13 protein-coding genes are annotated in these 13,283 nt (G+C 63.5%); 7 read left to right on the top strand and 6 right to left on the bottom strand.

Annotated elements, in window-relative coordinates; translation table 11 throughout:
- Positions 1–653: 653 nt before the first annotated feature.
- Positions 654–2,942 carry a fibronectin type III domain-containing protein gene (locus AC4CS3_RS10045; protein WP_490783319.1) on the top strand — a complete coding sequence of 763 codons (2,289 nt, stop codon included), beginning with the start codon at positions 654–656 and terminating at the stop codon, positions 2,940–2,942.
- A 129-nt stretch (positions 2,943–3,071) separates the two neighbouring features.
- On the opposite strand, the gene AC4CS3_RS10040 is transcribed toward AC4CS3_RS10045, so the two are convergent.
- From AC4CS3_RS10040 to AC4CS3_RS10030, 3 genes are all read right to left on the bottom strand, one after another.
- Positions 3,072–3,365: a type II toxin-antitoxin system RelE family toxin gene (locus AC4CS3_RS10040; RefSeq protein WP_490783318.1), complete on the bottom strand. Its 294-nt coding sequence runs from the start codon at positions 3,363–3,365 to the stop codon at positions 3,072–3,074.
- Positions 3,362–3,637 carry a type II toxin-antitoxin system Phd/YefM family antitoxin gene (locus tag AC4CS3_RS10035; protein WP_441431936.1) on the bottom strand — a complete coding sequence of 92 codons (276 nt, stop codon included), beginning with the start codon at positions 3,635–3,637 and terminating at the stop codon, positions 3,362–3,364. Before AC4CS3_RS10035 ends, AC4CS3_RS10040 begins: the two co-directional genes overlap by 4 nt.
- Positions 3,638–3,757: 120 nt before the next feature.
- Positions 3,758–5,422 (bottom strand): PucR family transcriptional regulator, encoded by a 1,665-nt coding sequence (locus tag AC4CS3_RS10030; RefSeq protein WP_490783317.1) that lies wholly within the window; start codon positions 5,420–5,422, stop codon positions 3,758–3,760.
- Between the two features lie 126 nt (positions 5,423–5,548).
- Between AC4CS3_RS10030 and AC4CS3_RS10025 the strand changes: the two genes are divergently transcribed.
- The 5 genes from AC4CS3_RS10025 to AC4CS3_RS10005 are packed head-to-tail and all read left to right on the top strand — an operon-like array spanning position 5,549 to position 9,921.
- The gene (locus tag AC4CS3_RS10025; protein ID WP_490783316.1) at positions 5,549–6,844 is read left to right on the top strand and encodes an alpha-hydroxy acid oxidase; all 1,296 of its coding nucleotides are present in this window, start codon (positions 5,549–5,551) and stop codon (positions 6,842–6,844) included.
- Positions 6,841–7,791 (top strand): ABC transporter substrate-binding protein, encoded by a 951-nt coding sequence (locus tag AC4CS3_RS10020; protein WP_490783315.1) that lies wholly within the window; start codon positions 6,841–6,843, stop codon positions 7,789–7,791. Before AC4CS3_RS10025 ends, AC4CS3_RS10020 begins: the two co-directional genes overlap by 4 nt.
- Before the next feature lie 12 nt (positions 7,792–7,803).
- Positions 7,804–8,727, top strand: coding sequence for an amino acid ABC transporter permease (locus tag AC4CS3_RS10015; protein WP_490783314.1), 924 nt, complete (start codon positions 7,804–7,806; stop codon positions 8,725–8,727).
- Positions 8,724–9,488 carry an amino acid ABC transporter ATP-binding protein gene (locus AC4CS3_RS10010; RefSeq protein WP_490783313.1) on the top strand — a complete coding sequence of 255 codons (765 nt, stop codon included), beginning with the start codon at positions 8,724–8,726 and terminating at the stop codon, positions 9,486–9,488. Before AC4CS3_RS10015 ends, AC4CS3_RS10010 begins: the two co-directional genes overlap by 4 nt.
- A gap of 52 nt (positions 9,489–9,540) precedes the next feature.
- Positions 9,541–9,921 (top strand): RidA family protein, encoded by a 381-nt coding sequence (locus AC4CS3_RS10005; protein ID WP_490783312.1) that lies wholly within the window; start codon positions 9,541–9,543, stop codon positions 9,919–9,921.
- A 61-nt stretch (positions 9,922–9,982) separates the two neighbouring features.
- Here AC4CS3_RS10005 and AC4CS3_RS10000 read toward each other — a convergent pair whose 3' ends face one another.
- From AC4CS3_RS10000 to AC4CS3_RS09990, 3 genes are all read right to left on the bottom strand, one after another.
- Positions 9,983–10,612, bottom strand: a complete 630-nt coding sequence (locus AC4CS3_RS10000) for a hypothetical protein (protein ID WP_490783311.1) — start codon at positions 10,610–10,612, stop codon at positions 9,983–9,985.
- Positions 10,613–10,745: 133 nt separating this feature from the next.
- Positions 10,746–11,180, bottom strand: a complete 435-nt coding sequence (locus AC4CS3_RS09995; protein ID WP_490783310.1) for an SRPBCC family protein — start codon at positions 11,178–11,180, stop codon at positions 10,746–10,748.
- A gap of 54 nt (positions 11,181–11,234) precedes the next feature.
- On the bottom strand, positions 11,235–11,888 hold the full coding sequence (locus AC4CS3_RS09990; RefSeq protein WP_490783309.1) for a hypothetical protein: 654 nt from the start codon (positions 11,886–11,888) through the stop codon (positions 11,235–11,237).
- Positions 11,889–12,205: 317 nt separating this feature from the next.
- Here AC4CS3_RS09990 and AC4CS3_RS09985 point away from each other — a divergent pair, with 317 nt between their 5' ends.
- Positions 12,206–13,258: an iron ABC transporter substrate-binding protein gene (locus AC4CS3_RS09985; RefSeq protein WP_236813736.1), complete on the top strand. Its 1,053-nt coding sequence runs from the start codon at positions 12,206–12,208 to the stop codon at positions 13,256–13,258.
- Positions 13,259–13,283 lie beyond the last annotated feature (25 nt).

Raw genomic sequence — 13,283 nt, 5'->3', positions numbered from 1 at the left:
AAATGACATGAGGAGCGCTTTCGATCGCGCGGCCAACCAGGTACTGACTATGAACGGCTCTGTCCATCCACAGGAGGTCATGATGCGGGCGAGGATGACCAATGAAGTCGTTAACGCCGGCGGTGGCCCTTCGGCTAGCTCTCTGACTGGTCAGCGGCAGCCTCAAGGTCCGGGCAAGCCGGCACCTCGGGCGTACCAGTGCCAGCCCCCGGAGGAACACAGTCCCCCGGGGGCTGTGGGAGTGGTCCGTGCCGCACAGTTCTCAGGTATAGCACCTGCACCGATACCACCTCATTAGGGGCACTCCCATGGCAAATACGGGGCATAAGCGAAATTCGGCACGAAGAGGGCGCCACCCGGCTCTGGCAGCATCGCTTGTAATGGCCGCTTTAGTGATTTATGCAAGCTTTGGTTCGGGGGGCAACGTTCAGGCCAGTACGTCCCCCTGTAACCCCACCGCTCCGGCTCCCACTAACGCTGACCCCGGCACAGTCGTTCTGGCCGATAACTTTGAAACCAATGATTTCAGTAGATGGACGACTGTCACCCAGTTGGGCGACGCCACCGCCACGGTGCAATCGGCAATTTCCAACTCCCCCGCCTGCGCTGCACGAATACATGTGACGGGGAATAGCGGCTCTGAGGCTAACGTGGTGAAAAATTTTCCGGCTTCGGCCAGCGAAGTTTGGGCCAGCGGCTGGTTTGACATCACGCGCGAAGGCAACGCTTCGAACAGTAACGTTCCCACCTTGCGCTTCTTCAACGGCAGCAACCGCCTGTTTGACGTATCGCGTCAAAACGGATCGGGCAGCCTGTTCGTGAGGTGGGCTAGCGGCTCCGGATTCACCATCGTGGGCGTGGGTAATGTAGCCGTCGGCCAAAAGTTTGCCCTGAAAATTCACCTGGTAGTCAATGGTGCGCAAAGCCAGGTCCAGGTATGGCAGGACGGCACGAAACTCTTTGACCGTTCGAACAGCACGACCGGGTTTATAGATCTCGGTTCAAATACTTCGATGAATGTGCTCCAGCTGGGAGCAGAGCACGCGATGCAGGATGGCGACATGATCGCTGATGACATTATTCTGAAGACGGTGGCTGCCGGTATACCGGCACCTCCGGTGTTCACCGCGGACACTCCCCCGGGCACCGCCACCGCCCACACCGCCTACAGCTACACCTTCGCCGCTACCGGCAGCCCGGCCCCGACCTTTGCAGTGTCGTCCGGTGCCCTGCCCGGCGGGCTGAGCATGGACGCCACCACCGGGATCCTCTCCGGCACCCCGACGACGGCCGGCACGGCAACGTTCACGGTCACCGCGACCAACGGGACCAGCCCCGACGCGGTCACCCCATCCCTCACGATCACCGTGGCAGCCTCGGCGACCGCGCCTGCCGCACCAACGGGGGTGACCGCGACGGCGGGCAACGCGTCCGCGGTGGTGTCCTGGACGGCGCCGGCCAACGGCGGGTCCCCGATCACCTCGTATGCGGTGACGCCTTCGTCCGGCGGCACGGCTTTGGCTCCGGTGACGGTTTCCGGGAGTCCGCCCTCGACGACGGCGACCGTCACCGGGCTGACTAACGGCACCGCCTACACGTTCACCGTCACCGCCACGAACGCCGTCGGGACATCCGCGCCCTCCGCCGCCTCGGCCCCGGTCACGCCCGCGGCGCCGGTTCCCGGCGTCACTAACGGCGGTTTCGAGTCCGGGCTGACGTCCTGGACCACCGGCGGCGTCAGGGCACCCGTGGCCTCCACCACCGCCCACACCGGCACCGGCTCGGCACTGCTGGGCCTGGCCTCCGGGGCCGAGCCGCTCGGGGACAGCAGCCTGTCCCAGACGATCACGATGCCCGCTGCAGGGACGTCCACCCTGTCCTTCTGGTACCAGCCCCACACCGCGGACGAGACCTGCAACGGCACCGCCTGCAGGTACGACTGGATGGAAGCACAAGTCCGCACCACCAGCGGCACGGTCCTAGCGAGCCTGTTCAAACTCAGCAACGACAACGGCACCTGGACCCAGCTCAGCGCCAACCTCTCCGCCTACAACGGCCAGAGCATCGTGCTCTGGTTCAACGTCCACCTCGACGGCTCCAGCCCGGCGGACGACACCTGGATGTACCTGGACGACGTGACCCTCACCAACACCCAAACGACGGCGACGGCGCCTGCCGCCCCGACCGGGGTCACGGCAACGGCGGGGAACGCCTCCGCGACCGTGTCCTGGACCGCCCCGGCCAACGGCGGCTCCCCGATCACCTCCTACGCCGTCACCCCGCACGCCGGCGCCACCACCCTGGCCCCGGTCACCGTCACCGGGAACCCGCCCGCCACGTCGGCGAGCATCACCGGGCTGACTAACGGCACCGCCTACACCTTCACGGTCACCGCCGCGAACGCCATCGGCACCTCCCCGGCGTCGGCGGCCTCGGCGCCGGTCACCCCCACGGGAACCACCACCTCGACCATCACCAACGGCGGCTTCGAATCCGGGCTCAGCTCCTGGATCACCGGCGGCGTCAGGGCACCCGTGGCCTCCACCGTTGCCCACACCGGCACCGGCTCCGCACTCCTGGGCCTGGCCTCCGGGGCAGAACCCCTGGGCGACAGCAGCCTGTCCCAGACCATCACCATCCCCGCCACCGGAACCACCACCCTGTCCTTCTGGTACCAGCCGCACACGAATGACGACACCTGCAACGGAACCACGTGCCGGTACGACTGGATGGAAGCGCAGGTCCGCTCCACGAACGGCACCACCCTGGGAAGCCTGTTCAAACTCTGCAACAACAACGGCACCTGGACCCAACTCACCGCCGACCTCACCGCCTACAAAGGCCAAACCATCACCCTCTGGTTCAACGTCCACCTCGACGGCTCCACCCCCGCCGACGACACCTGGATGTACCTCGACGACATCACCCTCACCAACGGCTAAATCGGCGCGCGTTGAGGTCCGAGTTAAGGGCGGGGCCAGGCCCGAAACGCTGTCCCCGCTCAAGTGACCCGGCTAGTACGGAACTGACAAATATGTTGAGACCGGACATCTTCCTTCGAAGAGACCGTACTAGCGCGGTTTGTAGACGTCGGAGCGGTGTTCGATGCGGTGGATGTAGAGGATGCGCTCTTCGCTGTCGAGGGTGAACAGGACCCTGTAGTCGCCGCGCCGTGCGGTGCGGAGTCCGAGGAGTTCGTTCGTGAGGGGTTTGCTCAGCCTGTGGGGATTGTCGGCCAGCGCGCCGGTGACGAATTCGACGATCGCGGTTGCTGCTTTCTTCGGCAGCCGCCGGAAACCCTTCAGTGCCGGGCTGGTGACTTCGACGTTCCACGGCGTGGGGCCGGTGGATTCGGCGTCGGTCACCGTGGCGGCAGCCCGAATTCGCGGCGGAGGTCTGCGCCGCTGGTCGTGTTGCCGCCGGCGATGTCGCGCCGGGCCTGGTCCAGGTCTTCGCGGATGCCAGGCTGCGAGAGCCAGTGGATGGTCTCCTGCAGGGATTCCAGGTCATCGGCGGACATCAGCACCGCTGATGGGTGCCCGTGCCGGGTGATCTGGATGATCTCGTGCGTCGTGTCTGCTTCCTCCACGAGGGCGGACAGCTTGTCCTTGGCTTCGCTGAGCGGTACCGTTCTCATGCTTGGAATTATAGCTTGATATCTGGCCACTCACTAGCCGGACTTTTAGCCGATAATCCGTTCGCGAGGTGGCCCAGTCGAGAACCTGACCTCCCCTTCGGACGCCGGTGGCGGTGGCCGCTATTCCGCTTCAACCGCTAGGTCCATGGTTGTGAGCCGCAGCCAGAGCCAGAGCCGCTTCTGCGGGTCGTCCAGATCGAGGGCAAAGTCCTTGGCCAAGCGTGAGATCCGGTAGCGGACAGTGTTGTTGTGCACGTGGAGGCGGGCCGCCATCGCGGAGATATTTCCGTTCGAGGCCATGTATGCCCGCAGGGTGTCCAGATAGTCGGTCTGCTGCCCGGCGTCGTAGGCCTGGACTTTCGCGATGTCGTCGAGCTCGGCAAATCCGCTCTCGCTGATGAAAGCCCCGATCTTCAGGAGATTCAGGGGGATCCTGTAGTCCTCGAAGAGCCCGACGGAGGGGGCGGGCCCGCCGGCGGCATCTGGCTTTGTCGATTGTTGGTGGAGCAGGTATTGGAGTGTCTGCAGGGCTTCTGACCGGGACCCTGGCAGCTCCTCAACGCGGGCTGCGATGCCGCCGACGGCAGCGATGAGCGGATAGGAGCTGATCGTGTGGCCATACGCGCCGATTTCCTGCACCACGCGCCGATGGATCGCCCTTGAGGTAGCCCCGTCGGAGGGGAGAAGCGCGTAGACCACGGAATCGATGAGGGCGCTGTGGCTGGTGTTGAACTGCACGGTGCAAACGGTGGTCACCAAGTGCAGCAGCCGATGGATTTCACGCACCGACTCCAGGCTGCCTGTTTCGGGCCGAACGATCGAAAAGGCCGCGACGGCGAGCCCGCCGGAGGATTCGAGCCCCAATTGGGCCGCGGCAAAGGGCGCGTGTCCGGGGTCCTCCATGAGGGTCCGGATCAGGTCTCCGTTCCTGCGTTCCCCGAAATCGGACGCAGAGCGGGCATGGAGCATGTGCAGTCCGGCCAGCGGCGCCATCCGGTCGAGTGCCTCCAGGGCCGCCTCCCGTTTGTCTTCCCCCGGGTCGATTATCCAGATCGAGCCAAGCAGTTCGCCGCCGGCCCTCACGGCAAGGGCGAGCCTGGGCATCTCTTCATCGATTCCGGGGATGAGCACGGCACCGCCGGACGCGTAAGCGGTCTTGAAGTCAGCATCGAACGCTGGTGGCTTGATCTCCTGCAGCGAGAGAGTGGTGACGCGGCGGAGCTCGTCAATGGGCTGGCCGGGCAGCGTCGAGTAGCCCAGGATCCTGCCGAGCGGATCCACAATACTGGCCGCGCCGTTGGTGATGGATGCGGCAGCGTTGGCGAACGCGTAAAGGTCCCCGAGGCGGACGCCGGAGACCGAGTCCACGGCCGCGCCCATGACCGACGCCCGGGCCAGTGCCACGAGCCGTGTCCAATCGGCGGAGTCAGGTGCGATAAGGACCGCCAGGTCGTAGCGGATCGCGGCAGAGCGCAGCTCCTCCAAGGGCGCCCCATGGGCCTTGATGATTACTGCGGCCGCGTTGCTGTTCGAAGCCCGGAGAAGCAGCTGGTCAAAATCCGGCGAACCGCACATGAGCCCGACGGCGAGGATGATCCGGCCATCGATGCTGGTCCATTCATCCATGGGGTCGTACATGAGTACGTCCGAGACGGGATGTCCGAGGTTGTCCGGGGTGGGATTCGCGTGCACCAAATCGGCCTGCATGAGCTGGATGCAGTCGGACAATCGCACGACGGCGGTCTGGAGATCCGGCTCTCCGCGTCGCCCTTCCTTCATATCCATGGTTGGAAGATATCACAAGTGGACAGCCGATCTTATGGAGGAATCGACATGTAGAAGGGGAGAGATCTACATCACCATTGAGGAAGGTACCGAAAGAGAATCCCCCCAAAACAGAGGAACAGAAAAATGAGATTCAAGGACATCAGGGCGCTGGCCTCGGTGCAGGGACCTGCCCGGTCTGTGCCGGAGCGGCTTTCCAGGCGCTGCTACAGCATCGAGGACATGAGGAAACTGGCCGCGAAACGCCTTCCGGGAAGCGTGTTCGATTACATCGAGGGCGGCGGCGAGGACGAGGCCTCCTTGAGGCGCAACCGCTCTTCCTTCGATGACTGGGCCTTCCTCCCGAAGTGGGGTTCGGTGGAGCACCTGGACCTTGGTTCAACCCTCCTGGGCGGTCCGGTGGCGATGCCGCTGACGCTCTCGCCCACCGGCGGCACCCGGCTCTTCCACCCCGACGGCGAGACTGCCGTCGCCCGCGCGGCCCTCGAGGCAGGCGTCCCCTATGGACTGGCGCACTTGAGCACCACCACCATGGAGGACGTCAGTGCCGCTACCCCGGGCCTTCGGCGATGGTTCAATATCGAGCCCACTGCGGACAAGGGCCTCCTCCAGGCCGTCCTGGACCGGGTCTCGAATGCCGGATACGAAGCGCTTCTCGTCAACGTCGATTGCCGCGCGATTGGCCACCGGGAACGTGACTACCGCAACGGATTCACCGCGCCGCCGTCGATCAAGCCAAAGACTGTCATCGAAGGTGCGCTGCATCCCAGGTGGGCCTTTGGGTTTCTGGCCAACGATGCGATCGCCTTCCCGAACCTCGACGCCGAAATTCCCGAAGGCCCGCTCTCCAGCAGCCCTGACATGTGGCGGACCCTCCTGGCTGGATCATACGAACCGACGGACTGGGACGATATCCGGGACCTGAGGTCGCGCTGGGACGGTCTCATCATCCTCAAAGGCGTCGTGAATCCCAGGGACGCGGTCATCGCGGCCGAGCTTGGTATCGACGCCATCCAGGTCAGCAACCACGGAGGCCGGCAACTTGACTACATGGCTTCCCCGCTCGACGTCCTTCCCGACATTGCCGAGAAGGCGGCCGGCCGGCTGGAAATCATCGTCGACGGCGGCATCCGCCGCGGCTCCGACGTCGTCAAGGCGATTGCCCTCGGCGCCGACGCTTGCTCCATCGGCCGCCCTTACCTGTACGGACTGGCAGCGGCCAGCCAAGCGGGAGTAGCTCACGTCTTGAAACTGTTCGCCGCCGAAATCACCCGCACCATGATGCTCCTCGGAGTCTCCACGATCCGGGAACTCCGGGAAGAAGGCCGCCAGCTGATCCGTCACCGCAGCGAAGCGCTCCCGGGCACTATCCCCAACCCCGAGGCCCAGATGGCCTACGCAGAAACGAGGTCCTCCCGATGAAATCCCCAACCACCAGCCCCCGCACGAAACACTCCAGGCTCGGCGTCGCCGCCGCCGTCGGAACGGCAGCACTTTTGCTTGCCGTCACCGCTTGTTCTCCCGCAACGTCCGCCACTTCGGTAGTGTCGCCGGGCGGTACCTCCGGGCAGGACGCAGGCGTCCCCGCTCTCGACGTCAACCAGGCAGCCGCGCAGCTGCTCCCGGAATCCATCAAGGCGAGCAAGGTCCTGCGCGTCGCCATCCCCACCAACGAACCGCCCACACAGTTCTACCGGGAAGGCACTCAGGAGATGACGGGTGCCAACCCCGACGTCGCACGCCTGATCGGAGAGGCGCTCGGAGTGAAGGTCGAGATCCAGGTAGCCAATTTCGATTCCATCATCCCGGGGATCGCCGCCGGGCGGTATGACATGACTGTCTCCTCGATGACCCCGACGGCGGAGCGCATGAAGGTGCTTGATTTCGTTGACTACATGCAGTTTGGCAGTGCCGTTGCGGTGCCCAAAGGCAACCCATTGGGAATCAGCAATGAACACGCGCTGTGCGGTAAGAAGGTCGGCCTGCTGACCGGGTCGTACCAGCTCACGGTCAATGTCCCCGACTTTGATAAAGCATGCACCGACGGCGGCAAAGACAAGATCCAAAGAAACGAGTTCCAGGACACGCGGCAGGCTATTTCCGCCCTGACCAGCGGACGCGTCGACGCCGTCCTGGCGGATTCACCCATCCTGAACTTCGCCGCCACGCAGAACGCGCAGATCGAGATCGCCGCCAAGTATGACTTCTCACCGGTCGGCGTTGGCATGCCGAAGGACTCCGGCCTGGTCAAGTCCGTCTCCGCCGCTCTCAACACTGTGATCAAGAGCGACTCGTACGTCAAGGTCCTCGGTAAGTACGGCCTTGAATCCAGCGCCATCACCGACGCCCGCGTCAACTTCGCCCAATAAAAGGTGACCATCATGCAGCAACACTCCATTTCCGACGCAAGGCAAAGCCTTTCCACGGCCCCGGGCGACTCCATCCCCGTGGTGCCGCTCAGGCACCCCGTCCGCCTGGCAATCGCCGTCGTCCTCATTCTTGTCGCGTTTAGTGCCGCGTGGGACGTGGCGGTAAACCAGCGGTACCACTGGGACGTCGTCGTCTCGTATCTCTTCTCCCCGCAGATCATTACGGGAGCCGGGCTCACCATCCTCCTGACCGTAGTGTCGATGAGCGTCGGCATTGCCCTTGGCACGGTCCTGGCGATCATGCGGCTTTCGGCCAACCCGATCGTCAACACCATCAGCCGGGCCTACATCTGGTTCTTCCGCGGCACCCCGCTGCTTGTGCAGTTGATCTTTTGGTACAACATTGCCGCCCTGTATCCGGTGATCGCGTTCGGACTGCCCTTCGGCGGCCCCTCCGTGGTCCTTGGTTCGGCCAACGTGCTCGTCTCTCCGCTCGGTGCGGCATTGCTCGGACTGTCCCTCAACGAGGCCGCCTATATGGCCGAGATCATCCGGGGCGGCATCGGATCCGTGGACAAGGGCCAGTACGACGCCGCCCAGGCCCTTGGCATGAACGGCAACAAGCTCATGAGCCGGGTCATCCTCCCGCAAGCGATGCGCGTCGTCCTCCCGCCCACCGGAAACCAGGTCATTTCGATGCTCAAAGGCACCGCTTTGGTCAGCGTCTTGGCCATCTCCGACCTGCTGTATTCGGCGCAGATCATCTACGCCAACAACTACCAGACCATCCCGCTGCTCATCGTCGCGAGCCTGTGGTACCTGCTCATGACGACCATCCTGAGCTTCTTCCAAACCAAACTCGAACGACGCTATGGCCGCGGCTTCGACGCCGCACCGCGACGGACGCGCCGGCTAAAGACAAGGACAGCACGATGACTACCGCGATGGTGGAGGCCCAAGGAGTCCACAAGAGCTTCGGCTCGACGGAAATCCTCAAGGGCATTGATCTGAAGGTCGAACGAGGCTCCGTCACCTGCCTCATCGGTCCGTCCGGCTCAGGAAAGACAACCTTCCTCCGATGCATCAACCACCTGGAGAAGGTCGACGCCGGCCGCCTGTACGTCGACGAACATCTGGTCGGCTACTCCGAGCGGAACGGACGCCTCTACGAAATGAAGGAACGGCAGACCGCCCGTTCCCGGCTGACCGCAGGGATGGTCTTCCAACGCTTCAACCTCTTCCCGCACATGACCGTGCTGGAGAACGTCGTGGAAGCACCGATACACGTCCTGGGCCGCCCGCGCAACGAGGTCACCGAGGAAGCCCAGGCCTTGCTGGACCGGGTAGGCCTTGGCAACCGGGGCCATTCCTACCCCCAGGAACTCTCCGGCGGGCAGCAACAGCGCATCGCGATTGCGCGCGCACTGGCCATGAAGCCCAAGCTCATGCTCTTCGACGAGCCGACGTCGGCGCTGGACCCGGAGCTTGTGGGCGAAGTGCTCGATGTCATGATGTCCCTGGCCGAAGCCGGGATGACCATGGTGGTGGTCACGCACGAACTCGGCTTCGCCCGCCAAGTCAGCGACCAAGTGGTCTTCATGGACCACGGCGTAGTTGTTGAAACCGGCAGGCCCGAGGACGTCCTGGGCAACCCGCAGCACGAACGCACCCAGGCCTTCCTCTCAAAGGTCCTCTAAACGTCAGCAACCCCGGCCGGCCAACGCCGGTCCCCGGAAAGGAACCAACCCAATGTCCCGCAAGCAAGTAACCACGGAACTCGCACCCAGCCCGGCCGGCCCGTACTCCCAGGCCATCGTCGCCAACGGCTTTCTCTACACGGCTGGCCAGACTCCGCATGACCCCGTTAGCGGTGAGGCGGTGGGAACCACCATTGAAGAGCAGACGCTCCAGGCCATGAACAACCTGGGCGCCGTCTTGGCCGCGCACGGGCTCGATTTCTCCCACGTTGTCAAAGCGACGGTGCACCTGCATCATCCGGGCCGCGACTTCGCGGGATTCAACACCGTCTACGAAAAGTTCGTCGAAACCCCGTACCCGGCCCGGACAACGGTGGGTTCGTTCCTGGGCGACTTCCTCGTCGAGATCGACGTGGTCGCCGTCGTGCCCTAGCGCATAACGCGATGGCGGCGGCAGCGAACTTGGTTCGCGGCCGCCGCTTCCTGGTCAGCGCTTAGCGGTTCCTGGTGGCGGCGAACATGCGGCGAAGCGTGAAGAAGCAACCCAGGGCGCCGAAGAGCAACGCCATGAGGAAGTCGCCCATGTAACTCTTCACGAAGTCCGGGTTGTTCGCCAGGTTGTAGTTCATCAGGTCCCACGGCTCGGAGCTGGTGATCAAAGAGAGGGGTTGGCTGTTGATGTATTTGGCAGCGTCCATCCAGACTCCCGCGACGAAAGACAAAAGCGCGGTGGCAGCTGTGATAGCCGCTACCACCCACACGCCTTTTCGGCTCAGCCCGCCAGCTCCCATCACATAGAAACGGGCCGCCACCGCCGCAGCGGCGAAGGTGACGAGCGAGGACATCCAGTCAAAACTCCAGATGACGAGCCACAGAACGACGCCGATCGGGAGGGCCGCGAGGGCGAACAGGGCGCCTCGGCCCACGTTTTCGCGGCTTCGGATCGAGGGAGCGGGCGGCCACGCTGTTGCCTGGGTCTGGTTTGCTTCCGGATGCCAAGGGGGAATCTGCGGGCCGGAGGATTCCGGGGCGCTCATTCCGAACTCAGGCTGGGGACGCTGCGATGCGCCATATTCGTTGCTGCCGGGCTGCGTGTTTTCCGGCAGGTTGGTGCTTTCGGTCATTTTTCCCCCAAATGTGGACCGCTGCGATCGTATGGGTCATCCTTGCACGCAACAGCAGATTTTCGCCAGCATGCGCATCGAACAACTCAGTCGGCGACCCGCAGCCGCGGGGGAGAGCCTGGGGCCGCCGTTTCTATGTGGCTTCGAGGATCTTCTTGAGGTTCTCCAGATCCTTGCGCATGGCCTTGCGCATCATTGGAGCCATGACGATGCCCGCAAGCGCGGAGAACCCGGAGGGTTCACCTGTGTTGCCGAGGGTCATGCGGGTCGCACCATTCTCATCGGACCAGGTGTAAGTGGTCCGCATCGGGAAAGGACCTTGGCTTGTGCGCATGGTGAGTTTCTCGCCGGGGACAAGCTCGGTGAATTCGTAGACATAGTCCAGATTTCGGCCCAGGAACCGTGCGGTGAAGGCAACCCGGGATCCGACCGCCAGGGGCTTCGGCGTCTGCCACTGTGCAGATCGTATGTTCACATACCAGACCGGCGCGTTGTCCGGGTTGGAAGCATAACTTGCCACGATCTCGCGGGGTCGCTCGATCAGTATTTCGGTCTGAACGTTCACCATGTCCCCAACTATCGCAGAACGCGCCCACCGGGCGGTAACCCACATTGAAGGAACTCAGGGCAGATTGTCAGTTTCGTTGGGATGCTGCTCCGCCTCCGCGGCACGCGGTTCCATCTCCACGTAGTAGAGCGCCCCTGCACCAGGGGCGTGGAGGCGGTGTGTTGCATGACGGGTTGGCCGGTAGTCGTGTCCGAAGGGATCGCGCACAGTGACACGTTCAAGGTGATCCAGCCGCGCGAGGAGGCCATCGACGTCCCTGAGTGTCGCGGGATGGGTCTCTTCCCCCGCTACTTCCACTACCCAGGGCGAACTGGTGGCGCTGCTGGCGAGTTCCAGGCTCAGGGTTTCAAATATTCCAGCCAGAAGGGCATCGAGCGTTGTGGGGTAGAGGCGCAGCAATCGATGCGCTTTCGGTTCGCGGCGCCGGTCGGTGATCCAGGTCTGGCGGAGCCAGGTGAATTCGACCCGGCCGAACGAGGAGCCCAGGCCCAGCTTCCGGCCCTCTTCCAACCTCAAGTGGAAGTTGTTGCCCGCCCGGTCCAGGATGCTGGCGGCTTCGTCAACGTACTCAAGGTCCTCGAGCATGGCGGTTTTGGATGGATAGTACGTGAAATCACCGAGTTCATCGACAACGACGTAGTCTTCCGGAGCCGCGCCGGCAAGCTCGGAAGCGTGTGCCGCTCCTTGGTTGAGGGGAGTGCGTTTCATGGTGGATTCAGCTCCTGCCGAGGTTAGCCCAAAGCCCGAATTGTCTATCCTCATCAGACCACCAAACCGGGCGGCCGTCGTCGGTCCTTAATGGTTTCCTTACGCGGACAGGAGCAGATCTAGCGCCTGGGTTCCCGTTTGTAACAGTCGACCTCAGCGTGCCCAGAATTACGCAACAATGGCATGTTGTTATTACAGTAAGGATTGCCTTGCCTATCTCGCTACCGTTCCCCCGACTCCTCGGGCTGCTCGGCGTGAAGGGCAGTGGTACCCCCCCAACCGTTCCGGGCCCAGCCGGAATCCTTGAAAGGCCCCCCATGAAATTCGGCATCAAACCCGCTACGGCCCTTGCCGCCGCCACGGCCACGCTGCTGGCACTTTCGGCGTGCAGCGGCGCACCAAGCGGTACCGCAAGCGGTGGTTCCACGGCCGGCGCGTCCGGCGACGGCATCGTCGTATACAACGCGCAGCATGAAAACCTCACCGGCGCATGGGTGGACGCCTTCACCAAGGAGACGGGAATCAAGGTTACGCTCCGTAATGGTGACGACCTTGAAATGAGCAACCAGCTCAGCGAGGAAGGGAAGAACTCCCCGGCGGACGTCTTCCTCACGGAAAACTCCCCGGCCATGGTCCGCATCGCGAGTGCCGGATTGCTCGCCCCGGTGGACCAGGCAACCCTCAGCCAAGTCCCCGCGCAGTACCGGCCCTCCACCGGCGACTGGACGGGCATCGCGGCCCGCTCCACCGTGCTGGCCTACAACAAGACCAAGCTCAGCGCAGACCAGCTTCCCAAGTCCTTGATGGACCTCGCGGACCCGTCATGGAAGGGGCGCATCGGCGCGTCCACAGGCGGAGCTGATTTCCAGGCCATTGTCAGCGCGATGCTTGCGCTCAAGGGAGAGGACGCCACCCAGAAATGGCTGGAGGCGGCCAAAACCAACTTCAAGTCCTACAAAGACGACACCCCGGTGCTCGCAGCCGTGAACGCCGGAGAGGTCGACGCAGGAGTCCTGTACCACTACTACTCCTTCGTCGATCAGGCCCAGACCGGAGAAAACAGCAAGAACGTTGATCTCCACTACTTCAAGAACCAGGACCCGGGTGCGTTCGTCAGCGTCTCCGGCGGCGCTGTTCTGGCCTCGAGCAAGAAGCAGGCCCAGGCCCAGCAGTTCCTGAAGTTCATCACGGGCAAAGCGGGTCAGCAGGTCCTCCAGAACGGCGACTCCTTTGAATACACGGTTGGCTCCGACGTGCCGGCGAACTCCAAGCTTGTGCCTCTCAAGGACCTCCAGGCACCTTCGGTGGACCCCGCCAAGCTCAACAGCGAGAAGGTCACCGAGCTGATGACCAAGGTCGGGCTTCTCTAGCCCCAGCGTCGCCTTGCTGCTGCAG

The organism is Arthrobacter sp. SE2 (genome assembly GCF_058244265.1).
This window is presented reverse-complemented; position numbering and strand designations above follow the sequence as displayed.